At 72.1% G+C, this 23987-nt stretch carries 22 protein-coding genes; 9 read left to right on the forward strand and 13 right to left on the reverse strand.

Features of this window, described 5'->3' with window-relative positions; translation table 11 throughout:
* Nucleotides 1–88 precede the first annotated feature (88 nt).
* The 3 genes from ACFVFQ_RS03090 to ACFVFQ_RS03100 are packed head-to-tail and all read left to right on the forward strand — an operon-like array spanning nt 89 to nt 3519.
* A complete protein-coding gene (locus tag ACFVFQ_RS03090; protein WP_383407647.1) occupies nt 89–790 on the forward strand; it encodes a succinate dehydrogenase in 702 nt (233 codons plus the stop codon).
* A gap of 3 nt (nt 791–793) precedes the next feature.
* Nucleotides 794–2740: a fumarate reductase/succinate dehydrogenase flavoprotein subunit gene (locus tag ACFVFQ_RS03095; RefSeq protein ID WP_383407650.1), complete on the forward strand. Its 1947-nt coding sequence runs from the start codon at nt 794–796 to the stop codon at nt 2738–2740.
* Between the two features lie 35 nt (nt 2741–2775).
* Nucleotides 2776–3519, forward strand: a complete 744-nt coding sequence (locus ACFVFQ_RS03100; protein WP_383408043.1) for a succinate dehydrogenase/fumarate reductase iron-sulfur subunit — start codon at nt 2776–2778, stop codon at nt 3517–3519.
* Between the two features lie 68 nt (nt 3520–3587).
* Here ACFVFQ_RS03100 and hisF read toward each other — a convergent pair whose 3' ends face one another.
* The 8 genes from hisF to hisD are packed head-to-tail and all read right to left on the reverse strand — an operon-like array spanning nt 3588 to nt 9456.
* A complete protein-coding gene (gene hisF, locus ACFVFQ_RS03105; RefSeq protein WP_383407653.1) occupies nt 3588–4343 on the reverse strand; it encodes an imidazole glycerol phosphate synthase subunit HisF in 756 nt (251 codons plus the stop codon).
* 7 nt (nt 4344–4350) lie between these two features.
* Entirely contained in the window at nt 4351–4761 is a 411-nt protein-coding gene (locus ACFVFQ_RS03110; RefSeq protein WP_383407657.1) for a Rid family hydrolase, read from the reverse strand.
* A gap of 41 nt (nt 4762–4802) precedes the next feature.
* On the reverse strand, nt 4803–5525 hold the full coding sequence (gene priA, locus ACFVFQ_RS03115) for a bifunctional 1-(5-phosphoribosyl)-5-((5-phosphoribosylamino)methylideneamino)imidazole-4-carboxamide isomerase/phosphoribosylanthranilate isomerase PriA (protein WP_383408046.1): 723 nt from the start codon (nt 5523–5525) through the stop codon (nt 4803–4805).
* Nucleotides 5526–5539: 14 nt separating this feature from the next.
* The gene (hisH, locus tag ACFVFQ_RS03120) at nt 5540–6220 is read right to left on the reverse strand and encodes an imidazole glycerol phosphate synthase subunit HisH (RefSeq protein ID WP_383407660.1); all 681 of its coding nucleotides are present in this window, start codon (nt 6218–6220) and stop codon (nt 5540–5542) included.
* Nucleotides 6217–6372, reverse strand: coding sequence for a hypothetical protein (locus ACFVFQ_RS03125; protein WP_383408062.1), 156 nt, complete (start codon nt 6370–6372; stop codon nt 6217–6219). Before ACFVFQ_RS03125 ends, hisH begins: the two co-directional genes overlap by 4 nt.
* A gap of 8 nt (nt 6373–6380) precedes the next feature.
* Nucleotides 6381–6986 (reverse strand): imidazoleglycerol-phosphate dehydratase HisB, encoded by a 606-nt coding sequence (hisB, locus tag ACFVFQ_RS03130; RefSeq protein ID WP_383407663.1) that lies wholly within the window; start codon nt 6984–6986, stop codon nt 6381–6383.
* Nucleotides 6983–8095 (reverse strand): histidinol-phosphate transaminase, encoded by a 1113-nt coding sequence (locus ACFVFQ_RS03135; RefSeq protein WP_383408049.1) that lies wholly within the window; start codon nt 8093–8095, stop codon nt 6983–6985. The genes hisB and ACFVFQ_RS03135 overlap by 4 nt, the downstream gene beginning before the upstream one ends.
* Before the next feature lie 35 nt (nt 8096–8130).
* Nucleotides 8131–9456, reverse strand: a complete 1326-nt coding sequence (gene hisD / locus ACFVFQ_RS03140) for a histidinol dehydrogenase (protein WP_383407666.1) — start codon at nt 9454–9456, stop codon at nt 8131–8133.
* Nucleotides 9457–9860: 404 nt separating this feature from the next.
* On the opposite strand from hisD, the gene ACFVFQ_RS03145 reads away from it, so the two are divergent.
* From ACFVFQ_RS03145 to ybaK, 3 genes are all read left to right on the forward strand, one after another.
* A complete protein-coding gene (locus ACFVFQ_RS03145) occupies nt 9861–11462 on the forward strand; it encodes an oxidoreductase (RefSeq protein WP_383407669.1) in 1602 nt (533 codons plus the stop codon).
* A 60-nt stretch (nt 11463–11522) separates the two neighbouring features.
* Nucleotides 11523–12263 (forward strand): LON peptidase substrate-binding domain-containing protein, encoded by a 741-nt coding sequence (locus ACFVFQ_RS03150; protein WP_383407672.1) that lies wholly within the window; start codon nt 11523–11525, stop codon nt 12261–12263.
* An 81-nt stretch (nt 12264–12344) separates the two neighbouring features.
* Nucleotides 12345–12875, forward strand: coding sequence for a Cys-tRNA(Pro) deacylase (gene ybaK, locus ACFVFQ_RS03155; RefSeq protein ID WP_383407675.1), 531 nt, complete (start codon nt 12345–12347; stop codon nt 12873–12875).
* Nucleotides 12876–13077: 202 nt separating this feature from the next.
* Here the strand turns inward: ybaK and ACFVFQ_RS03160 are convergent, their stop codons facing one another.
* From ACFVFQ_RS03160 to ACFVFQ_RS03175, 4 genes are all read right to left on the reverse strand, one after another.
* Nucleotides 13078–13704 (reverse strand): ABC transporter permease, encoded by a 627-nt coding sequence (locus ACFVFQ_RS03160; protein WP_383407681.1) that lies wholly within the window; start codon nt 13702–13704, stop codon nt 13078–13080.
* A 268-nt stretch (nt 13705–13972) separates the two neighbouring features.
* Nucleotides 13973–14788, reverse strand: a complete 816-nt coding sequence (locus tag ACFVFQ_RS03165; protein ID WP_383407684.1) for an ABC transporter permease — start codon at nt 14786–14788, stop codon at nt 13973–13975.
* Between the two features lie 121 nt (nt 14789–14909).
* Nucleotides 14910–15920, reverse strand: a complete 1011-nt coding sequence (locus ACFVFQ_RS03170; RefSeq protein WP_383407687.1) for an ABC transporter ATP-binding protein — start codon at nt 15918–15920, stop codon at nt 14910–14912.
* Nucleotides 15921–16073: 153 nt separating this feature from the next.
* Entirely contained in the window at nt 16074–17360 is a 1287-nt protein-coding gene (locus ACFVFQ_RS03175; protein WP_383407690.1) for an NYN domain-containing protein, read from the reverse strand.
* A gap of 269 nt (nt 17361–17629) precedes the next feature.
* Here ACFVFQ_RS03175 and ACFVFQ_RS03180 point away from each other — a divergent pair, with 269 nt between their 5' ends.
* The gene (locus tag ACFVFQ_RS03180; RefSeq protein WP_383407693.1) at nt 17630–17794 is read left to right on the forward strand and encodes a hypothetical protein; all 165 of its coding nucleotides are present in this window, start codon (nt 17630–17632) and stop codon (nt 17792–17794) included.
* Between the two features lie 135 nt (nt 17795–17929).
* Here ACFVFQ_RS03180 and dnaE read toward each other — a convergent pair whose 3' ends face one another.
* Complete coding sequence (gene dnaE / locus ACFVFQ_RS03185; protein ID WP_383407696.1) at nt 17930–21481, reverse strand: DNA polymerase III subunit alpha; 3552 nt, start codon at nt 21479–21481, stop codon at nt 17930–17932.
* A gap of 250 nt (nt 21482–21731) precedes the next feature.
* Between dnaE and ACFVFQ_RS03190 the strand changes: the two genes are divergently transcribed.
* Both ACFVFQ_RS03190 and ACFVFQ_RS03195 read left to right on the forward strand, forming a co-directional pair.
* Nucleotides 21732–23057 (forward strand): DUF2252 family protein, encoded by a 1326-nt coding sequence (locus ACFVFQ_RS03190; protein WP_383408052.1) that lies wholly within the window; start codon nt 21732–21734, stop codon nt 23055–23057.
* Between the two features lie 60 nt (nt 23058–23117).
* Nucleotides 23118–23777, forward strand: coding sequence for a hypothetical protein (locus ACFVFQ_RS03195; RefSeq protein WP_383408055.1), 660 nt, complete (start codon nt 23118–23120; stop codon nt 23775–23777).
* Nucleotides 23778–23987 lie beyond the last annotated feature (210 nt).

Consider the following 23987-nt stretch of genomic DNA (forward strand, 5'->3'; position numbering starts at 1 on the left):
ACTATAGAGCCAGGATAGGCACAGCCTATTGAGATCAGCTGGACCATGTCTTGGACTGATGGCGGCTGCGTCCCTAGCGTCGTGACTCATGGCATTGGCAACGCGGACGGATCGACCGTCCAAGGCACTGACGGTGTGGGGCTCCTCCGTCGGCAAGAAGACGGTGATGGCCGTCAGCGGCCTGATCATGCTGCTCTACCTGGTCGCCCACATGATCGGGAACCTCAAGATCTTCTTCGGGCCCGGGGAGTTCGACCACTACGCGCACTGGCTGCGCACCGTCGGCGAGCCCTTCATGCACTACGAGTGGACGCTGTGGCTGATCCGCGTCGTGCTGGTCGTCGCGGTGGTCGCGCACGCGGTCTCCGCCTACCAACTCAGCCGCCGCGACATCCGGGCCCGCCCCAGCAGGTATGTGCACCGCAAGCCGCGGGCCAGCTACGCCACCCGCACCATGCGGTGGGGCGGGATCATCCTCGGCCTGTTCATCGTCTGGCACCTGTTGGACCTGACGACCGGCACCGTGCACCCCGGCTTCCGGGAAGGGCACCCGTACCAGAACGTCGTGGGCACCTTCTCCACCTGGTACGGCAACGTCATCTACCTCGTCGCCATGCTCGCGCTCGGGCTGCACATCCGGCACGGCTTCTGGAGCGCCGCCCAGACCCTCGGCGCCGGCAGCCGCACCCGCGACCGGGCCCTGAAGACCCTCGCCAATGTCCTCGCGCTGCTGCTCACGATCGGCTTCATCGCCGTCCCCGTGGGCGTCATGACCAAAGTGGTGAGCTGACCTGTGAACTACACCGACTACGCGACCGGGGAGCCGGTCGTCGACACCAAGGCCCCCGCCGGCCCGATCGCCGAGCGCTGGGACACCCGCCGCTTCGATGCCAAGCTGGTCAATCCCGCCAACCGCCGCAAGCACACCGTCATCGTCGTCGGCACCGGCCTGGCCGGCGGCTCGGCCGGCGCCACCCTGGCCGAACAGGGCTACCACGTCGTCCAGTTCTGCTATCAGGACTCGCCGCGCCGGGCCCACTCCATCGCCGCGCAGGGCGGCATCAACGCCGCGAAGAACTACCGCAACGACGGCGACTCCGTCCACCGGCTCTTCTACGACACCGTCAAGGGCGGCGACTTCCGCGCCCGAGAGTCCAACGTCCACCGCCTCGCGCAGATTTCGGTGGAGATCATCGACCAGTGCGTGGCGCAGGGCGTCCCGTTCGCCCGCGAGTACGGCGGCCTGCTCGACACCCGTTCCTTCGGCGGCGTCCAGGTCTCCCGCACCTTCTACGCCCGCGGCCAGACGGGACAGCAGCTTCTGCTCGGCGCCTACCAGGCGCTGTCGCGGCAGATCGCCGCCGGCAACGTCGAGTTGCACCCGCGCACCGAGATGCTCGACCTGATCGTCGTCGACGGCCAAGCCCGCGGCATCGTCGCCCGCGACCTGGTCACCGGGAAGATCTCCAGCCACTTCGCCGACGCGGTGGTCCTCGCCTCCGGCGGCTACGGCAACGTCTTCTACCTGTCGACCAACGCCATGAACTCCAACGCCACGGCCGTGTGGCGGGCCCACCGGCGCGGCGCCTACTTCGCCAACCCCTGCTTCACCCAGATCCATCCGACCTGCATCCCGCGCACCGGCGACCACCAGTCCAAGCTGACGCTGATGAGCGAATCGCTGCGCAACGACGGCCGGATCTGGGTACCGAAGGTCAAGGGCGACACCCGCCCGGCCAACGAGATCCCCGAGGACGAGCGCGACTACTACCTGGAGCGGATCTACCCGTCGTTCGGCAACCTCGTGCCCCGCGACATCGCCTCCCGGGCCGCGAAGAACGTCTGCGACGAGGGGCGCGGCGTGGGCCCCGGCGGGCAGGGCGTCTACCTGGACTTCGCCGACGCGATTCGGCGGATGGGCCGCAAGGCCGTCGAGGCCAAGTACGGCAACCTCTTCGACATGTACCAGCGGATCACCGACGAGGACCCGTACACGGTGCCGATGCGGATCTACCCGGCGGTGCACTACACGATGGGCGGCCTGTGGGTCGACTACGACCTCCAGACCACGATCCCGGGCCTGTTCGCGATCGGCGAGGCCAACTTCTCCGACCACGGCGCCAACCGCCTGGGCGCCAGCGCGCTGATGCAGGGCCTGGCCGACGGCTACTTCGTGCTGCCGGCCACCATCAACGACTACCTGGCGCGCCACCCCAGCCAGGAGTCCGTCACCGCCGAACACCCGGTCGTCCAGGGCGTGTTGGCCGAGACCGAGGACCGGCTGAACCTGCTGCTGGCCGTCGACGGCGACCGCACCCCGGACTCCTTCCACCGCGAGCTCGGCGAACTCATGTGGGAGCACTGCGGGATGGCCCGCACCGACGCGGGCCTGCGCAAGGCGCTGGACCGGATCCCGCAGATCCGCGAGGAGTTCTGGCGGCGCATCAAGGTCCCGGGCACCGGCGAGGAGTTCAACCAGTCGCTGGAGAAGGCCAACCGGATCGTCGACTACCTGGAGCTGGCCGAGCTGATGTGCCTCGACGCGCTGCACCGCGCCGAGTCCTGCGGTGGCCACTTCCGCGAGGAGTCGCAGACCCCGGACGGCGAGGCCGCCCGCCGGGACGAGGCGTTCTCCTACGCGGCCGCCTGGGAGTTCACCGGCACCGGCGCGGCCCCCACCCTGCACCAGGAAGACCTGGTCTTCGAGTACGTCCACCCCACCCAGCGGAGCTACGCATGACCGCCGTCTCCCGGGGGGCGACCCCCACACCCTCGATGTCCCTCACCCTGCGCGTCTGGCGGCAGCAGAGCGCCGACGCCGACGGCGCCATGTCCACCTACGAGGTGGACGGCATCTCGCCCGACATGTCCTTCCTGGAGATGCTGGACGTCCTCAACGAGCGGCTCATCCTGGCCGGCGAGGACCCGGTCGCCTTCGACCACGACTGCCGCGAGGGCATCTGCGGCGCCTGCTCGCTCGTCATCAACGGCGAGGCGCACGGCCCGGAGCGCACCACCACCTGCCAGTTGCACATGCGGTCCTTCCAGGACGGCGACACCCTCGACGTCGAACCGTGGCGGGCCGCGGCCTTCCCGGTCGTCAAGGACCTCGTCGTGGACCGCTCCGCCTTCGACCGGATCATCCAGGCCGGCGGCTACATCACCGCACCGACCGGCGCCGCCCCCGAGGCGCACGCCACCCCGGTGCCCAAGCCGGACGCCGACTTCGCCTTCGAGCACGCCGAGTGCATCGGCTGCGGCGCCTGCGTGGCGGCCTGCCCCAACGGCGCGGCGATGCTGTTCACTTCGGCCAAGGTCAACCACCTGGGCGTGCTGCCGCAGGGCGCGCCGGAACGCGAGTCCCGGGTGCTGGACATGGTGGCCCAGATGGACGAGGAGGGCTTCGGCGGCTGCACCCTGGCCGGCGAGTGCGCCACCGCCTGCCCCAAGGGCATCCCGCTGTTCAGCATCACCGCGATGAACCGGGAGTTCCTCCGCGCGGCCCGCAAGGGCCGCTGACCGGCGGCCGCCGGAACGCAGCGAGGCCCCTCCGCCCAGCGCGGAGGGGCCTCGTGCCGTACCGGCGGTCACCGCACCGGGTGGCCGGCCTCCCGCAGCGCGTCCTTGACCTGGCCGATCCGCAGATCGCCGAAGTGGAAGACGGAGGCGGCCAGCACCGCGTCGGCGCCGGCGGCCACGGCGGGGGCGAAGTCGTCCAACTTGCCGGCGCCGCCGGAGGCGATGACCGGGACGCTGACGTGCCGGCGCACCGCCTCGATCATCGCCAGGTCGTAGCCGTCCTTGGTGCCGTCCGCGTCCATGGAGTTCAGCAGGATCTCGCCGGCGCCCAACTCCGCGGCCCGGTGCGCCCATTCGACCGCGTCGATGCCGGCCGAGCGGCGCCCGCCGTGCGTGGTGACCTCGAACGCCCCCGAGGCCGTCCGGCGCGCGTCCACGGACAGCACCAGCACCTGGCTGCCGAACCGCTCGGCGATCTCCTTGATCAGCTCCGGGCGGGCGATCGCCGCGGTGTTCACCCCGACCTTGTCGGCGCCGGCCCGCAGCAGCTTGTCGACGTCGTCGGCGGTGCGCACCCCGCCGCCGACGGTCAGCGGGATGAAGACCTGCTCGGCGGTGCGGCGGACCACGTCGTAGGTGGTCTCGCGGTTGCCGGAGGACGCGGTGATGTCGAGGAAGGTCAGCTCGTCGGCGCCCTCGTCGCCGTAGACCTTCGCCATCTCGACCGGGTCCCCGGCGTCGCGGAGGTTTTGGAAGTTGACGCCCTTGACGACGCGGCCGTTGTCCACGTCCAGGCAGGGAATGACGCGGACCGCCAGGGTCATCTCGTCTTCAGCCCTCTCGCTCGGTGTCCCGGGACGGGTCCCGGAACGCTTCCAGTTCTACTTCCACCAACACCCGGGAGTCGACGAAGCCGGAGACCACGACCATGGTGGTGGCCGGCGGCGCGGCGTCGAACAGCTCGCGGTGGGCGCGGGCGGCGGCGTCCGCGTCCCGCAGGTGGGTCAGGTACATCCGGGTGCGCAGCACCTCGGCGGCACCCAGCCCGAAGGGTTTGATCGCCGACAGCGCGTTGCCGAAGGCGACCTTGGTCTGGACATAAGGGTCGCCCTCGCCCTGGAGGACGCCACCGACCAGCGGCATGGTGCCGGCGACCAGGACCCGGTCGCCGGCGGCCACCGCGCGTGCGAAGCCAATGGTCTCTTCCCAGGGGCTGTCGGTCCGTACGCGCTCGATGCTCATCACGCCGCCTCCCTCTTTGGTCGGTTGCGGCACCCGCGGCCCTACGCCACCGCCGCCAGCGCCTCTTCCAGGGTGAACGCCTTCGCGTAGAGCGCCTTGCCGACGATCGAGCCCTCCACACCCGCCGGCACCAGCGCGGCGATCGCCCGCAGGTCGTCGAGGGAGGAGACGCCGCCGGAGGCCACGACCGGGCGGTCGGTGGCCGCGCAGACGTTCCTCAGCAGCTCCAGGTTGGGGCCCTGGAGGGTGCCGTCCTTGTTGATGTCGGTGACGACGTAGCGGGCGCAACCCTCGGAGTCCAGGCGGGCCAGCGTCTCGTAGAGGTCGCCGCCGTCCCGGGTCCAGCCGCGGCCGCGCAGGGTGGTGCCGCGGACGTCCAGGCCGACCGCGATCCGCTCGCCGTGCTCGGCGATGATCTTGGCGACCCACTCCGGGTCCTCCAGCGCCGCGGTGCCGATGTTGACCCGGGTGCAGCCGGTGGCCAGCGCGGCGGCCAGCGAGTCGTCGTCGCGGATGCCGCCGGACAGCTCGACCTTGAGGTCCATGGAGCGGGCGACCTCGGCGATCTGCGCGCGGTTGTCGCCGGTGCCGAAGGCCGCGTCCAGGTCGACCAGGTGCAGCCACTCGGCGCCGGCCGCCTGCCAGGCGAGGGCGGCCTGCAGCGGGTCACCGTAGGAGGTCTCCGAGCCGGACTCGCCGTGCACCAGGCGGACGGCCTGGCCGTCGCGGACGTCGACGGCGGGCAACAGTTCGAGCTTCTTCACAGCGTTCACGGGACTCACAGGGTTCTGATCCAGTTGGAGAGGAGCTGGGCACCGGCGTCGCCGGACTTCTCGGGGTGGAACTGGGTGGCCCACAGCGGGCCGTTCTCGACCGCGGCGACGAACGGCTCGCCGTGGGTGGCCCAGGTGACCTTGGGTGCGGCGATCGCGGCGTTACCGATCTCCAACTCCCAGTCGTGGACCGCGTAGGAGTGCACGAAGTAGTAGCGGGCGTCGCTGGGCAGCCCGGCGAAGAGCCGCGAACCCTCCGCGGCGCGCACGGTGTTCCAGCCCATGTGCGGGACCACCTCGGCCTTGAGCGGGCCGACCGTGCCGGGCCACTCGTCGAGGCCGTCGGTCTGAACGCCGTGCTCGATGCCGCGGCCGAAGAGGATCTGCATGCCGACGCAGATGCCCATCACCGGCCGCCCGCCGGCCAGTCGGCGCCCCACGACCCAGTCGCCGCGGGCCTCCTTCAGGCCCCGCATGCACGCGGCGAACGCGCCGACGCCGGGCACCAGCAGCCCGTCGGCGTTCATCGCGGTGTCGTAGTCACGGGTGATCGTCACGTCCGCGCCGACGTGCGCCAGCGCCCGCTCGGCGGACCGGACGTTGCCGAAGCCGTAGTCGAAGACCACGACCTTCTTGCCGGGCTTCCCGGCAGAGGGCTGCGCGGCCTGCTGCTGCGCGGCGCTCAATTCCACACCTCCAGGCGCATCACACCGGCCACCAGGCACATCGCCGAGGCGATGGCCATCAGGGTGATCACGGACTTGGGGATCTTCTGCTTCCAGAACGAGTAGACGCCGCCGAGCAGGAAGAGCCCCACCAGAATGAAGACGGTGGACAAGCCGTTCATTAAAGGGCGCCCTTCGTGGACGGGAGGATGCCCGCGGCCCGCGGGTCCCGCTCGCTGGCGTAGCGCAGCGCCCGGGCCAGCGCCTTGAACTGGCACTCCACGATGTGGTGGGCGTTGCGCCCGTACGGGACGTGGACGTGCAGCGCGATCTGCGCCTGGGCGACGAACGACTCCAGTATGTGCCGGGTCATCGTGGTGTCGTAGGTGCCGATCATCGGCGCCATGTTCTCCGGCTCGGTGTGCACCAGGTACGGGCGTCCGGAGAGGTCGACGGTGACCTGGGCCAGCGACTCGTCCAGCGGGACGGTGCAGTTGCCGAAGCGGTAGATGCCGACCTTGTCGCCGAGGGCCTGCTTGAAGGCGGCGCCCAGCGCGAGGGCGGTGTCCTCGATGGTGTGGTGGGTGTCGATGTGCAGATCGCCGTCGGTCTTGACCTTCAGGTCGAAGAGGCCGTGCCGGCCGAGCTGGTCGAGCATGTGGTCGTAGAAGCCGACGCCGGTCGAGACGTCGACCTGACCGGTGCCGTCGAGATCGATCTCGACCAGCACGGTGGTCTCCTTGGTGGTGCGCTCCACGCGCCCCACGCGGGCACTCGCCCCGCTCATCGCTTGTTCTCCTTCAGGCTGCGTTCTTTGCACACCGCGCGCACCGCGTCGAGGAACGCGTCGTTCTCGGCCGGGGTGCCGGCGGTGACCCGCAACCAGCCCGGTACGCCGTTGTCGCGGACCAGCACGCCGTGGTCGAGGATCGACTGCCAGACGGCGTGCGCATCGTCGAAGAGGCCGAACTGGACGAAGTTGGCGTCCGAGGCGACGACCTGGCAGCCGATCGTGCGCAGTTCGGTGACCAGACGGTCCCGCTCGCCCTTGAGCTGCTCGACGTAGGCCAGCAGCGTATCGGTGTGCTCCAGGGCCGCGAGCGCGGTGGCCTGGGTGACGGACGAGAGGTGGTAGGGCAGCCGGACCAGTTGGACGGCGTCGACCACGGCCGGGTCGGCGGCGAGATAGCCCAGCCGCAGCCCGGCGGCGCCGAACGCCTTGGACATGGTGCGGGAGAGCACCAGGTTGGGCCGGCCCTCGATCAGCGGCAGCAGCGAGGGCCGGTGGCTGAACTCGCCGTACGCCTCGTCCACCACTACCAGGGACGGTTTGGCGGCCTGGGCCGCCTCGTACAGCGCCAGGACGGTGTCGGCCTCGACGGCGGTGCCGGTGGGGTTGTTCGGCGAGCAGACGAAGACCACGTCGGGCCGGTGCTCGGCGATGGCCGTCTTCGCCGCCTCGACGTCGATGGTGAAGTCGTCGTTGCGGGGGCCGGAGAGCCAACCGGTGCCGGTGCCGCGCGAGATCAGCGCGTGCATGGAGTACGACGGCTCGAAGCCGAGGGCGGTGCGGCCGGGGCCGCCGAAGGTCTGCAGCAGCTGCTGGATGATCTCGTTGGAGCCGTTGGCGGCCCAGACCTGGGCGGCGGTGACGTCGTGGCCCGCGGTGCGGGTGAGGTAGCCGGCCAGCGCGGTGCGCAGCTCGACCGCGTCCCGGTCGGGGTAGCGGTTGAGGTGCCGGGCGGCCTCGGTGACCCGCTCGGCGATCCGCTGCACCAGCGGCTCGGGCAGCGGGTAGGGGTTCTCGTTGGTGTTCAGGCGCACCGGGACGTCCAACTGCGGCGCGCCATAAGGGGACTTGCCGCGCAGCTCGTCCCGGATGGGCAGCTCGTCCATCCTGGACACGGGGGTGTTCTTGGTCACGTGCGTGCTCACTTGCTCTGGGGGACCGTCCAACCGAACCGTGCCTTGATCGCCGCGCCGTGGGCCGGGAGGTCCTCGGCCTCGGCGAGGGTCACCACATGGTGGGCGACCTCGGCCAGCGCCTCGCGGCTGTAGTCCACCACGTGGATGCCGCGCAGGAACGACTGGACGGACAGGCCGGAGGAGTGGCAGGCGCAACCGCCGGTGGGCAGGACGTGGTTGGAGCCGGCGCAGTAGTCGCCGAGCGAGACCGGGGCGTAGGGGCCGACGAAGATCGCGCCGGCGTTGCGGACCCGGGCGGCGACCGCGGCGGCGTCGGCGGTCTGGACCTCCAGGTGCTCGGCGCCGTAGGCGTCCACCACCTTCAGGCCCTCGTCGAGGCCGTCGACCAGGACGATCGCGGACTGCCGGCCGGACAGCGCCGGCGCGATCCGGTCCTCGACGTGCTTGCTGGCCTCGACCTGCCCGGCCAGCTCCTTCGCCGTGCGGTCGGCCAGCTCTTCGGAGTCGGTGACCAGGACGGCGGCGGCCATCGGGTCGTGCTCGGCCTGGCTGATCAAATCGGCGGCGAGGTGCACCGGGTCGGCGGTGGTGTCGGCGAGGATCGCGATCTCGGTGGGACCGGCCTCGGAGTCGATGCCGATCCGGCCCTTGAGGAGGCGCTTGGCGGCGGCGACGTAGATGTTGCCGGGGCCGGTGACCAGATTGACCGGGGCGCACTCGTCGGTGCCGTAGGCGAACATCGCGACGGCCTGGGCGCCGCCGGCGGCGTAGACCTCGTCGACGCCGAGCAGGGCGCAGGCGGCCAGGATCGTCGGGTGCGGCAGGCCGCCGAACTCCACCTGCGGCGGGGAGGCGACGGCGAGCGAGTCGACGCCGGCCTCCTGGGCGGGGACGACGTTCATGACGACGGAGGACGGGTAGACCGAGCGGCCGCCGGGGACGTAGAGGCCGACCCGCTCGACCGGGACCCAGCGCTCGGTGACCGTGCCGCCGGGCACGACCTTGGTGGTGACGTCGGTGCGGCGCTGCTCGCGGTGGACGGTCCGGGCGCGCCGGATGGACTCCTCCAGGGCGGCGCGGACCTTCGGGTCCAGCGCGTCGAGGGCCTCGGTGAGCGCCTGGGCCGGGACCCGCACCCGCTCGATCTCGACGCCGTCGAACCGCCGCGCGTACTCGATCAGCGCCGCGGTGCCGCGATGGTGCACGTCCTCGCAGATCGGCCGCACCTTCTCCAGGGCGGCTTCCACGTCGAACTCGGCACGGGGCAGCAGGTCGCGCAGGGCGGCACCCTCGGGGAGGGCGGCGCCACGCAGATCGATTCGGGAGATCACCCCCCCAGTGTCTCAGACCCGCCGCCGGGGCCGAGCGCCCGTATCACTCAGTGATACGTAGTGACGCGCGGGCCGGGCGGCCGCCGAGCCCGTCACCGAAGTTGACCGGAGTTAGCCCTGACCACGCGTGTTCAACGGGTCACGGGGTGGGCAAGGGGTCGGTGCGGGCGTTCCATCGGACCCTCTTCTGCCCGCGCGGGCCGGCGGAAGAGGGCCCGCCGGAACGCGTCCGAACAGGTAGCGCCGCCGGAGCACCGGCCACGACCACCGGCGCCGGCGTGCACGGCACGGCAGCGTCGCGCGCCGGGCCCGCACGGCGCCCACCAAGGGGCGACGACGACCAACGACGAGGACCAGTACCGACGGCCTGCCGCAAGGCACCGTGAGAGCGAGGGGGAGCCACAGTGACCGGAGCCAGGGACGGCGACGCGCCCGCCGACCTGCGACTGACGTCCGCGGAATGGAGCATGTGGCAGGCGTTCCGCAACGGCAGCAGCTGCAACCTGCACACCGGCGACCCGTCCCGGGACGACCCGCACGGGCAGCACCTGTGGGGCCCGGAGCGCCGGATACGCGCCCGGGTGGTGGCGTTGCTGCTGCTCGAAGGGCCGCCGGCGCAGCCCGGGCGGGTGCCCGGGCTGAAGCTGACCGGGGCGTACATCACGGACACTCTCGACCTTGCGGGCGGCACGATCAAGCCATTCGTCGAGCTGCGGGACTGCCGCTTCGAGGCCGAGGTGCTGCTGCCGGAGAGCCGGTTCACCACCCTGCGGTTGGTGAACTGCGCGATACCGCGGCTGGAGGCGGCCCGGCTGCACACCGAGGGCGATCTGCACCTGCCGCGCTGCGTGGTGCACTCCGGCATCCGGCTCACCGACGCACACATCGGCACCGACCTGATGCTCAACCAGGTCGTGGTGCACAAGGACCGACAGGGCCGCTCGATCATGGCCGACGGGCTGACCGTCGCCCAGGACCTCCAGGCCGAGATGTTGGAGTCCTACGGCGAACTGTCGCTGCGCGGCGCCACCATCGGGGTGTCGCTGAGCCTGCGCGGCAGCCACCTGAGCAATCCGTTCGGCCGCCGGGCGCTGAACGCCCCCCAACTGACCGTCGAGCGCACCCTCTACCTCACCGCCGCCGGCCTGGCCAACTCCCCGTTCTCCAGCGGCACCACGCCCCCGTACGGCATCACCCACACCCCGTCCCGCGGCACCCGCATGCAGCGCTTCGAGTGCGAGGGCGGGGTGCGGCTGGACGACGGGCGGTTCGGGGACGCGGTGGACCTGGAGCACGCCCGCTTCATCATGGAGTCCGACCAGGAGCTGTCGCTGCGCCGCATCCAGACGCCGGAGCTGCGCTTCCTGGGCGAGCGCCCGCAGCGGGGCCGGGTGATCCTCTCCGGCGCCCGGGTCGTCAACCTCGTCGACAAGTCGGCGAGCTGGCCGGGGCTGGGCGGGCTGATGATGGCCGGCTTCTCCTACGAGACGCTGATCCCGCGCGGCCACTTCCCGCTGGCGCTGCGCCTGCAGTGGGTGGCCGCGGCGACCCCGGAGTACGCGCCGGAGCCGTACGAGATGCTGGCCACCTCGCTGCGGGCGATGGGCGAGGACGCGGACGCCCGGGAGGTGCTGCTGGCCAAGCAGCGGCGGCGGCGCGAGACGCTGCCGTTGGCGGCGAAGGCGTGGGGCTTCCTCCAGGACTGGACGGTGGCCTACGGCTACCGCCCGGGACGGGCCGCGCTGTGGATGGCGGTCCTGTGGGCGATCGGCACCGCCTACTTCTCCTCGAACCCGCCGGGGCCGCTCAAGCACGACGAGGCGCCGCACTGGAACCCGTACCTGTACTCCCTGGACCTGCTGCTGCCGCTGGTCGATCTCCATCAGGGCGATGCCTGGGCGCCGGCCGGCACCGCCCAGTGGGTCTCGGCGGTGATGATCCTGGCCGGGTGGGTGCTGGCCACGACCATGGCGACCGGTGCCTCCCGGCTCCTCCAGCGCCAGTAGCGCGGCTGCGCCGGGTGCGGGTGACGGCCCGCACCGGCGCAGGCTCTAGGCTTACGGACTGTGTCCTCCCTGCGTCTGCCCCTGTTCCCGCTCAACTCCGTGCTGTTCCCGGGCCTGGTGCTGCCGCTGAACGTCTTCGAGGCGCGCTACCGCGCGATGATGCGCGATCTGCTGGACCGGCCCGAGGACGACCGCCGGTTCGCGGTGGTCGCCATCCGGGACGGCCGGGAGGTCGCCGCGACCGCGCAGGGCCTGCCGGACGACACCGCGCCGACCGCCACCGGCCCGGCCGCGGGCTTCGGCGACGACCCGATCCGGGCCTTCCACACCGTCGGCTGCGTCGCGGACGCGGCGACCATCCGGGAGAAGTCGTCCGGCGACGGCTACGAGGTCCTGGCCACCGGCACCACGCGGGTCCGACTGTCCTCGGTGGACGCCTCCGGGCCGTATCTGACCGGTGAGTTGACCCCGCTTGAGGAGGACGACGGGGAGGGCGCGGGCGCGCTGGCCTCCGGGGTGGTGCGGGCCTTCCGCACCTACCAGAAGCGGCTGGCGTGGGCGAACGAGCGGACCCTGGCCAGCGGCCAGGACCTGCCCGCCGACCCGTCGGTGCTGTCGTACCTGGTGGCCGCGGCGGCGGTGCTGGACGTGCCCGCCAAGCAGCACCTGCTGGAGGTGCCGGACACCGCGGGCCGGCTGCGGCAGGAGCTGAAACTGCTGCGCACGGAGTCGGCGGTGATCGGTAAGCTCCCGTCGCTGCCGGCGGTGGAGCTGACCCGGCAGCCGACCAGTCCCAACTGACCTACGGATGTCCCCGGTTACCGGCCTCGGGCAGGCTCCCGGGCGCGGCCCCGTACCGGGCCGGCCGGCGTCCGGGCGCGAATGAGGCGAGACGCAGTGGCGAAGAAGGCGAAGCAGGGGAAGAAGGGCGGCGCGCAGACCGGCGGCACGCCCGCGACGGTGGCGCTGACCGCCGCCGGCGTCCCGTTCACGGTGCACACCTACGAGCACGACCCGGCGGCCGCGTCGTACGGCGAGGAGGCCGCGCAGGCCCTCGGGGTCGCCCCCGAGCAGGTGTTCAAGACGCTGCTGGCGGACGTCGACGGGGCGCTGACGGTGGCCGTGGTGCCGGTCTCCGGTTCGCTGGACCTCAAGGCGCTGGCCGCCGCGGTGGGCGGCAAGCGGGCCGCGATGGCCGATCCGGCGGCGGCCGAGCGCAGCACCGGCTATGTGGTCGGCGGGATCTCGCCGCTGGGGCAGCGCAAGCGGCTGCCCACCGTGGTCGACGCCTCGGCCGAGGGCCGGCCCACGGTGTGCGTCTCGGCCGGACGGCGCGGTCTGGAGGTCGAGTTGGCCCCGGCCGACCTGGTCGCACTGACCGGCGCACGGGTCGCACCGATCGCGCGGGACTGAGCCGCGCCGGCGCCGCCCGGTGCGCCCGGTGCCGCCGCCCGCGCCCCCGCGGGCCTTCCCTGAGCGCCCCGTCCTCGGTTACGACCGGGGAGGAGGTACGCCATGTCGAAGAGGACCCGTAAGCGGAAGTGGCGCATCCGGAAGCGCCGGGCCAATCACGGTCGCCGACCGGCCTGACGCGTCCGACCGGCCGGCGCGGCGGTCAGCTGGCCGCCGGCGGCTGGTGGTGGTGCCCGGACCAGTCGGGCACCATCGCGTCCTCCGGGTCGCGCGGCCCGAACAGCCCGGTCAGCGCGATCAGCGCGGCCATCCCGGCGACCGGCCAGGCCAGCAGCGCGCCCTTGGCCTGGAGCCGCAGCGGACCGTCGAAGACGACCCCGGGGCCGACCTGCTTGGCGTGCGCGACCACGTCCGGGGTGGGCCCCAGCCACATCCCGGTCACCCAGCCCAGCACGGCGCCCAGCAGCCCGCCGACGGCCAGCGCGACCACCAGCGGGATGCCGCCGCGGCGCCGGAAGAGGAAGACCGCGGCCGCGGTGACCAGGCCGAACCCGAGCGCCAACAGGAAGAAGGTGCCGTCGGCGCCGATCGCCTCCTCGCCCTCGGTGTTCTTCAGGTAGACGTTGTGGGTGTCGGCGATCAGCGGCACGCGCGGCGCCAGCCAGGCCCACAGCACGCCCAGCAGCACCCCGCTCACCGCGACCGCCAGCGCGATCAGCACGCCTTCGCGCAGTTCGCGGGCGAATTCGGGGCCGCCTTCGGGGTCGGCTGTGGCGCCGTGCGGCTCGTCGGGCGGTTGGTTCTCGTGGGGCGTCTGCGGTGCGGTCACCTTGTCATCGTGCCAGGCCGGCGCCACGCCACCACCAGCAGGACGCCCGTAGGGCCTGTCCGATGGGTCATGGCCGGGGCCGCGACGCCTGGCACGGCACCTCGCGGCGTTGCCGAACCGCCCCAATAGCTCCGCTATCAGGACGCTCCGGCGCCTTGCGATGCGCCCCCAGCTACCGCTGGGAGGTGCCCCCTGCACCAGACGCCGCGGCCTATCCGACCCTGACCCATCGGACAGGCCCTAAGCGCCCGCGTGGCGTCGGCGGCGCTCAGCGGACCGCGGCCCGGCGGTACGCCCAGGTCGCCACGGCCAACGAGAGCACCCCGACGGCCGCGCAGATGCCCAGGTCGGCGCCGACCGCCAGCCAGTCAGGGCGCGGGCCGAAGGTGCGGGCCAGCGCCTCCACGCCGTAGGTCGAGGGCAGCAGGTCGCGGGCCCAGCCGATCGGTGCGGGCATCCGGTCGGCCGGCAGCACGCCCAGCAGCAGCGCCGCCGACATCCCCAACTGGCCGCCGAGGGTGGCCAGTTCCTGCCGCGGGGCGAGCAGCCCGAGGGCCGCGCCGAGCCCGGACAGCGCCGCCCCGGAGAGCGGCACCACGGCGACCAGCACCCACAGGTGCGCCATCGGCAGATGGAAGAGCAGACAGCCGGTGACCGCGGTGACCACCGCGCCCGGCACCGTGAACGAGGCGTACGCGGCGGCCGCGCCGAGCACCACGGCGGCCGGCGGCACCGGCAGCGTCGCGTAGTGGTCCAGGCCGCCGCCGGCCCGCAGTTGGCCGAAGTACTGGGCGAGCAGGTTCAGTGCGACGAAGGCGACGACCAGCACCGCGGAGCCGGAGACCACCGAGTAGGCCGGGGCGCCGCCGCTGACCACGCCGCGCAGCAGCACCATGATCCCGACGGACTGGAAGGTGGCGACGAACAGCAGCGGTATCCGGGCGACCCGGGCCCGGGAGAGCTGGGCGCGGTAGACGGCGCCGAGCGCGGGCAGCAGCCGGGCCCGGGGCGCGAGCGGGACGCACCCGTCGTCCTCCGTCGCGGCCTTCGTACCGGTCACCGCCTCCGCGGAAACCACGCTCACGCCGCCGCCCACCTTTCCTCGTCACGCCCTGGGCCCGCCGCGCGAGACCCGCGCGGCGCCAAGCCGACACACCCCGTCAACCGCCCGGGCACCACGGCCCGCCGCACCCGTCCCCGCGTCCTCACGCCTTCACCAACCCCTCGGCGCGGCCGCCCAGGGAGACATAGACGTCCTCCAGGCTGGGCGTGGCCAGGGTGAAGTCGTCCAGCGCCGCGAAGGCGGGTCCGGCGGTGACCGCGGTGACCGCGGTACGGGCTTGGTCGGCGGGCAGCCGCAGGGTCCAGCGACGCCCGGACACCCGGGCGTCGTCGGCCAGCGCGGCGACCTCGGGCACATCGAGCGGGGGCCGGTCCCGCCAGACCAGCTCCAACCGGACCTCCTCCCCCACCCGTTCCTTCAGCCGGCCCGGCGTGTCGCAGGCGATCACCCGGCCCCGGTCGATCACCGCGACCCGGTCGAGCACGCTCTCGGCCTCCAGCACGTTGTGGGTGACCAGGACGACGGTGGCGCCCCGCTCGGCGCGGCGGCGGTCCACCGCGGCCCACACCGCGCGCCGGGCGACCGGGTCCATGCCGGTCGTCGGCTCGTCCAGCACCAGCAGCGGGCGCTCGCCGATCAACACGGTGGCGAAGCAGGCCAGTCGGCGCTGGCCGCCGGAGAGCTTCTTCAGCGCCCGGCCGGCGAGCGGGCCCAGGCCCAGTTCGTCGAGGACGGCGTCCCGTTCGGCGCGGGCGGTGCGGGTGTCCAGGCCGCGCAGCCGGCCGGTGGTCTCCACGGCGAGCGCGACGGTCAGTTCGTCCAGCGCGGTCGACTCCTGCCCGAGGTAGCCGAGCAGCCGGGCGGCCCGCTCGGGGTGCCGCACCAGGTCGTGGCCGAGGACGGTGATGCTGCCGGAGTCCGGGCGCAGCAGCGCGGTCAGCTGCCGGACCAGGGTCGACTTGCCGGCGCCGTTGGGGCCGAGCAGGCCGAAGATCTCGCCGCGCCGGACGTCGAGGCTGATGCCGTCGCTGGCCCGCACCGCGGGTGCCCGGTCCGCCCCGCGCCGGCCGCGCAGCGCGGGATAGGTCTTGACCAGGTCCCGCACGACACACACCGGCGCGCCGTGGTCCACCTGTTTTGCGCCCGTCTTCACGAGCTATGAGGGTACGCGTCCCCCGCCCCTCCCCCGGTCCCGGGTCCGCCCGGCCCGGCCGATGCACCGCGCCCGCACGGCTTCGGGCGCGCCGACGGGGCGGGCGACGCCGTCCGGTCCCCGGCCCCGGAACGGCTCCGCCGTCCGCCCCCTTCAGTCGCCCGCCGGCGCGTGTTCCGCCGCGGTGCGCAGGTCCACCTCGCGCCAGAAGCCGGCGCGGATGGCATAGCGGTCGTGCTCGTCGATCTGGTCGTCCTTGTGGGCGAGCAGGCCGAACCGGGCGGCGTAGCGCAGGAGTTCACCGTCGATGCGGTGCGGGATGCGCGGGTACTCCGTGGACAGCTGCTGGAGGTGGACGGTGTCGGAGAGCCGCTCGGTCCAGCGGCGGGCGAAGACCTGGCCGACCTCGAACGGGTCGCCGCTGACCGCGGTGATGTCCTCCTCGCGGTCGGCCCAGCGCTGTTCGGCGCTGGTGAGCTGGGCGAGGGTGGGCAGCGAGGCGGTCTCGGCGGGCTCGCCGAGCGGGCCGCCGCGCTCGATCCAGCCCTTGTCGGAGGACCAGCGGAGGGTGGCCGCGGGCTGGCTGCCGTTCTGCTGGTTGCCGTTCTGTCCGGACTGCTGGGCGGCGTGCGGGCGGCCGAGGTCGGCGAGGTCCTTGGGGGTGGGGACGCCGCGGGAGCCACCGGAGCCGGACTCGCCGGAGCCGCCGTCGCGGTCGCCGGCCGGCACCGCGCGGGCGGTGCCGTTGGTGCCGGTACGGCCGCCGGAGTCGGTGCCGGAGCTGGCCGCGGCCGCGCTCGCCGCGGCGGCCGCGGACTCCGGGAGCGGGGCGGAGAGGATCGCGGCGATCTCGGGGCGCGGGACGGGCGGCGGGGCGCAGGGGCCGCCCAGCTCCTTCGGCCGGACCGCGCGGGTGATCCAGGTCCGGTCCAACACCCGCCGCTCGTCGGCCTCGGCGACCAGATCCTCGGACTGGTTGTAGTCGCCGTCGGCGGCCTGCACCGCCCAGAGGTGGACCGCGACGCCGTGTTCTTTGGCCGACATCAGCCCCGGCAGCAGATCGCCGTCGCCGGTGACCAACACGATGTCGGAGCAGGCGCGGTTGCGGGCGAGTTCGGTCAACTCGGCGTGCATCGCGGCATCCACGCCCTTCTGCGCCCAGCGACCGTCGCTGCGGGTCAGCGCGCCCAGCCGGACGGTGACCCGCGGCATCACCCGCAACCGGCGGTGCTCGGGCTGCGGAACGCGGTCGGGGGCGCCGTCGAACCAGTAGATGCGCAGCAACGGCCGTTCGGTGTCGGCCTCGGCGCGCTGACGCAACCCCTGGATGAGGGCGGCGTGGTCGACGGTGATCCGGGAACGGGCGGGTTCTCCGGCGAGCAGGCTGGCGGCGGCCCCGAGCAAATACCCGGCGTCCACCAGGACGACGCAGCGGTCCACGTTCCACCCTCTTCCCTGAGGTGCTGAAGTCCGGTCGCCCCCCGGCTCGGCCCGTGGCACGAGTGCTCTTCGGCTTCCTTCGAGTCTGCCCGACCGAACGGGGGTTATCTGCACCAACTCGATCTTCGGCGTGGCGGATTCGGCCGTATTCGTCGGTACGGCGCGTAACTCCCGCTGTCACTCAGGGTAATTGCCCGAAATGCAGTGATCTGCCCGTCGTGTAAGGCTGATTCCGGCCGATCCAGAGATCCCCTTCAGGAGGCACGATCATGGCCAAGAACAAGAAGGACCGGAAGCAGTCGAAGGCGAGCCAGCCCGAACGCGGCCAGCAGCAGTCGGAGAAGTCGACCCTGGAGGCGATCTCGCACTCGCAGGCCCAGGCCAGCCCGGCGGACGTCGCGCGCAAGCACCAGCGCCGCTTCGGCCACAACTGACACCTCCCGGCCGCCCGGCACCTCCCCAACCGCCGCGTGCCGCCGATGACTTGAGGGGCGCGCCCGCATCGTGCGGGCGCGCCCCTCAAGTCGTCTTCCGTGCCGGTCGGTTCCCGACCGGCCGGCGCCGCCGTCCTAGCCGGCCAGGCAGGACGGGCCGAGCAGCACCTTCAGATCGCCGAACAACGACGGGTCGGCGGTGACCCGGTGGCGGTCCAGGCGGAGCACGGTGGTCTTGCGCACGCCCTGGAGCCTGATCCGGACCTCGCTCGAACCGCGGTGGCTGCTGAGCACCTCACCCAGCTTCTCGACCATCGGCGGGGTGACCTTCACCGCGGGGATGGTGATCGTCACCGGGGCGTCGGCGCCGGCCTCCGAGAGGTCGGGGACCATCAACTCCATGGCGACCAGCCGCGGTACGTCCTCCCGCTTGTCCAGCCGGCCCTTGATGAACACCACGGCGTCCTCGACGAGTTGGGTGGACACCAGTTGGTACGTGGCGGGGAAGAACATGCAGTCGAGGGAGCCGGCGAGGTCCTCGACGGTGGCGATCGCCCAGGCGTTGCCCTGCTTGGTCATCTTGCGCTGGAGGCCGGAGATGATGCCGCCGATGGTGACGATCGAACCGTCCGCGTAATCGCCGCCGGTGAGCTGGGCGATGGCGGCGTCGGCCTTGTCGCTCAGCACGTGTTCGAGGCCGAAGAGCGGGTGGTCGGAGACGTAGAGACCGAGCATCTCCCGTTCCTGGGCGAGGAGATAGGTCTTGTCCCACTCGTCCTCGGAGAACTCCACGTCCAGCCCGAAGCCGGGGGTGTCGTCGGAGGAGTCGTCGCCCATCCCGCCGAAGAGGTCGAACTGGCCCTCCGCCTCCTTGCGCTTGACCTGGACGACGTTGTCGATCATCGACTCGTAGTGCGCGGTCAGGCCCTTGCGGGTGTGGCCCATCTCGTCGAACGCGCCGGCCTTGATGAGGGATTCGGTGGTGCGCTTGTTGCAGACCACCGCGTCGACCTTGTCGAGGTAGTCGGGGAACGAGGAGTACTTCCCCTTGGCCTTGCGGCAGCGGATGATCGAGTCGACGACGTTCTGCCCGACGTTCCGCACGGCGGTGAGGCCGAAGAGGATGATGTCGTCGCCCTGGGCCGCGAAGTTGGCCTCGGACTCGTTGACGTTCGGCGGGAGGACCTTGATGCCCATCTTGCGGCACTCGTTGAGGTAGACCGCGGACTTGTCCTTGTCGTCGCGCACCGAGGTGAGCAGCGCGGACATGTACTCGGCCGGGTAGTTGGCCTTCAGATAGGCGGTCCAGTAGGTGACCAGGCCGTAGGCGGAGGAGTGCGCCTTGTTGAAGGCGTAGCCGGCGAACGGGACCAGGACGTCCCACAGGGCCTGGATGGCCTCGTCGGAGTAGCCGTTCTTCTTGGCGCCGGCCTGGAAGATGGTGAAGTTCTTGGCCAGTTCCTCGGGCTTCTTCTTGCCCATCACGCGGCGGAGGATGTCGGCCTCGCCGAGCGAGTAGCCGGCGATGATCTGGGCGGCCTTCTGCACCTGCTCCTGGTAGACGATCAGGCCGTAGGTCAGGCCCAGGGTCTCCTTCAGGGGCTCTTCCAACTCCGGGTGGATCGGGGTGATCTCCTGGCGGCCGTTCTTCCGCTCGGCGTAGTTGATGTGCGAGTTCATGCCCATCGGGCCCGGGCGGTACAGGGCCGAGACGGCGGAAATGTCCTCGAAGTTGTCGGGCTGCATCTGGCGCAGCAGCGAGCGCATCGGGCCGCCGTCGAACTGGAAGACGCCCAACGTGTCGCCGCGGCAGAGGAGTTCGAAGGTCTTGGGGTCGTCGAGCGGGACGGAGAGCAGCTCCAGGTCGATGCCCTTGTTGGCCTTCACCATCTTCAGGGCGTCGTCCATGATGGTGAGGTTGCGCAGGCCCAGGAAGTCCATCTTCAGCAGGCCGAGCGACTCGCACTGCGGGTAGTCCCACTGCGTGATGGTGACGCCGTCGGTGTGCCGCACCCAGACCGGGGCGTGGTCGATGATCGGCTCGCTGGACATGATCACGCCGGCGGCGTGCACGCCCATCTGTCGGACCAGGCCCTCGACGCCCTTGGCGGTGTCGATGACCTTCTTGACGTCCGGCTCGTTCTCGTACATCCCCCGGACCTCGCCGGCCTCGCTGTAGCGGGGGTGCGAGGGGTTGGTGATGCCGTCGAGGTCGATGCCCTTGCCGAGGACGTCGGCGGGCATCGCCTTGGTGATCCGGTCGCCCATGGCGTACGGGTAACCCAGCACGCGGGCCGAGTCCTTGATGGCGTTCTTCGCCTTGATCTTGCCGTAGGTGCCGATCATGGCGACCTTGTCGGCGCCGTACTTCTCCGTGACGTACCTGATGACCTCGACGCGCCTACGCTCGTCGAAGTCGATGTCGACGTCGGGCATGGAGACGCGCTCGGGGTTGAGGAACCGCTCGAAGATCAGGCCGTGTTCGATCGGGTCGAGGTCGGTGATGCCCATGGCGTAGGCGACGATCGAGCCGGCCGCCGAGCCTCGGCCGGGGCCGACCGCGATGCCGTTGTTCTTCGCCCACATGATGAAGTCGGCGACCACGAGGAAGTAGCCCGGGAACCCCATCTGGATGATGACGTCCATCTCGTACTCGGCCTGCTTCGCGCGGTCCTCGGGGACGCCGCCCGGGAACCGGCGCTGCATGCCGACCCGGACCTCCTCCTGGAACCAGGTGACCTCGGTGAAGCCCTCCGGGATGTCGAACTTCGGCATCAGGTCGCGCTTTTCGAACATGCCGGTGGTGTCGACCTGCTCGGCGACCAGGAGGGTGTTGCGGCAGCCCTCCTGCCAGGCGTCCGAGGAGTCGATGGCGTACATCTCGTCGGTGGACTTGAGGTAGTAGCCGGTGCCGTCGAACTTGAAGCGGCCGGGGTCGGAGAGGTTCTTGCCGGTCTGGATGCACAGCAGGGCGTCGTGCGCGGTCGCCTCGTGGGCGTAGGTGTAGTGCGAGTCGTTGGTGACCAGCGGGGGGATGCCCAGCTTCTTGCCGATCTCCAACAGGCCGTCGCGCACCCGGCGCTCGATCTCGATGCCGTGGTCCATCAGCTCCAGGAAGTACCGGTCCTTGCCGAAGATCTCCTGGTACTCGGCGGCGGACTTCAGCGCCTCGTCGAACTGGCCCAGGCGCAGCCGGGTCTGGAGCTCACCGGAGGGGCAGCCGGTGGAGGCGATCAGGCCCTCGGACCACTGGGAGAGGGTCTCCTTGTCCATCCGGGGCCACTTCTGGAGCCAGCCCTCCTTGTAGGCGTCGGAGGAGAGGCGGAAGAGGTTGTGCAGACCGGTGCTGTTCGCCGCCCAGATCGTCTTGTGGGTGTAACCACCGGAACCGGAGACGTCATCGCGCTTCTGGTGCGGCTGGCCCCACTGGATCTTGCGCTTGTTGCGCCGCGACTCCGGTGCGACGTACGCCTCGATGCCGATGATCGGGGTGACGCCGGCCTTCTTCGCGGAGTGGAAGAAGTCGTAGGCACCGTGGAGGTTGCCGTGGTCGGACATGGCGATGTGGGTCATCCCCATGTCCTTGCACGCCGTGAACATGTCGCTCAGCCGCGCCGCACCGTCCAACAGCGAGTACTGGGTGTGGACGTGCAGGTGCGTGAAGGGGGGCCTGGACGAGGGAGCCACGGCGCAAAACCTCCGGGAGCGGCAGTTGTCAGGGACGTCGGGAGAGGGAGAAGAATGCGGGTCGGAAAGATGGTTCTGACGGTGTTGAAGTCTACGGCCCGGCACTGACAGCGCCGGCCCGGCGAGGGATCGTCCGGCGCCCCGGCACGGCGTTGGCGCGGGCGGGCACTCACGGGCCTCCTCGTCCGTTCTCCGGTCTGATCTCCGATCCGCTTTCCGGCACTCCAGGAGGCTGTGAGCAATGCCGATGATGCCGATCCAGGACGCCCCGGTGCGGGAGACCGCACGGCACGGCCAGGACACCGCACGACGCGCCGAGCAGATCCGCGCCGCCCTCGACCCCACGGTCGCCGGCCCCGCTCTGCGGCGGATGGCCGGCTCGCCCGCGGCCTTCTTCCGCGGGGCCGCGGCCCTCTTCCACCACGACCTGGCGGTGGCCGGCGCGGGGGCGCCGGGCGCCCCGTATCTGGACGAGCGGACCGGCCGGGTGTGGATCCACGGCGATCTGCACGCCGGCAGCTTCGGCGCGTATCTGGACGCCACCGGCCGACTGGTGTTCGGCGTCACCGCTTCCGGTGAGGGGTACGTCGGCCCGTTCACCTGGGACCTGAAGCGGTGCGCGGCCTCGATCGCGCTGCTCGGCCACGCCCGGGGGCTGAGCGATGCCCGGATCACCGAGCTGGTGACGGCCTTCGCCGCCGCCTACCGGGAGCAGGTGCGCGCGCTCGCCTCCGGTGCGGGCGCGGCGCCGCCGTGCACCCTGGACACCGCGAGCGGCCCGCTGCTGACCGTGCTGCGCGCGGCCCGCGCCCGGACCCGGGCCGGGCTGCTGGCACCGCTGACCGAGCTGTCCGACGGGGAGCGGCACTTCGCCGGCGGCCCGGACACCGTCGCGCTGGACGCGGCGGCCCGGTACACCGTCCTCGCGGCCTTCGACGGCTATCTGGAGACGCTGCCGGAGTCCGGCCCGGCCCGCCCCGAGGCGTACCGGGTCAAGGACGTGGTGGGCCGGTGCGGCCCGGGCGCGACCGGCGGCGCGGCGACGTACGACCTGCTGCTGGAGGGCGGCAGCGACGTCCTGGAGAGCGATGTGGTGCTCACCATGAAGCGGGCGCGGCCCCCGGCGCTCGCCCGTTACCGGCCCGTCCCGGAGGTCGCCGCCCAGGTGCGGCACGACGGGCACCGGGCGGTGCTGGCCCGGCGCGCCCTCCAGGCACACGCCGATCCCTGGCTGGGCTGGGCCGAGTTGGACGGCGCGGGCCTGGTGGTCGACGAGGTCTCGCCGTACGGGGCCGGGCTGGACTGGTCCGGCCTCGACGACCCGGAGGAGATCGCCGCGGCCGTCGCCGGGCTGGGCCACATCACCGCCGCCGCGCACGCCGCGGGGGACGGCAAGGGCGGGCACCCGCTGGTGCCGTTCCGGCCCGAGCGGGCCATCGACGCGGCCCTCGCCGCCGACGAGGACGGCTTCGGGCCGCTGCTGGCCGACTTCGCGCACTCCTGCGCGGCCCGGACCCGCGCCGACCACCGGATCTTCGTGGAGCTCCTGCGGGACGGCCGGATCGCGGTCCGGTAGCCGTCGCCCGCGCGCCCCCTTAGTACCCCTTTAGCGGGGCCCATGGCAGACTCGCTGACGATGGACATCTCGGCGGCACACCTGCGGGCACTGCGCGCGGCGCTCTTCACGGCGCTGTGCGTGACGCTGTCCTCGGCGTCCCATGTGCTGCTCTCCCGTATGCCGCTGCCGCCGGTCACCGTGGCCGCGACCGGCGTCGCGGTGTTCGCGCTCGCCTACGCCCTGGCCGGCCGCGAGCGCGGCTACTGGCGGATCGCCGGGCTGCTGCTCCCCCTGGAGCTGGCCGCCGACGCGGTCTTCAGCCTCGGCCAGCACACCTGCTACGGCGCGGACGGCGCCCCGGCCAGGCCGGTCCACTCGCTGAGCACGATGCTGCTCTGCGGCGGCGGACCGGTCGGCGGACCGCTGGCCCAGCTGGCCCGGGAAGGCGGCGCCCCGGCCCCGGCCTGGTTGCTGCTGCTCGCCGGGCACCTGGCCGTCGGGCTGCTGGCGGCCGGCTGGCTGCGCCGCGGCGAGGCCGCGCTGGTGCGGCTGCTGGACGCAGTGGCCGGCTTCGCGTTCCGCCCGCTGCTGATCACGGCCGCGTTCCTGAGCCGGTCCGCCGCACCCCGCCGCGCGGTGCCCGCCCCCGTGCGGACCACGTCGCCCGCCCGGTCCGTCCCCCTGCTCGTGCACTCCGTGGTGCGCCGCGGTCCGCCCTGCGTGCTAGGGCGCTTCTGACGGATCTCCGCGGCGTCGCGGCGTCTGGCACGCACGCTCGCGGCGTTGCCGAAATGCCCCCATAGCTCCGCTATGAAGCCATCCCGGCGCCTTGCGATCGCACGCACCAGACGCCGCTCCTTCCTCCACGGAGATCCGGCAGAAGCGCCCTAGCCGCCTGACCCTCCCCGGGCCGGCGGCCCGGCGTCCGCCCACCGGGCGAAGACGCCC

Origin of the sequence: Streptomyces sp. NPDC057743, assembly GCF_042798755.1 — a bacterium.
Lineage (GTDB): Bacteria > Actinomycetota > Actinomycetes > Streptomycetales > Streptomycetaceae > Streptomyces.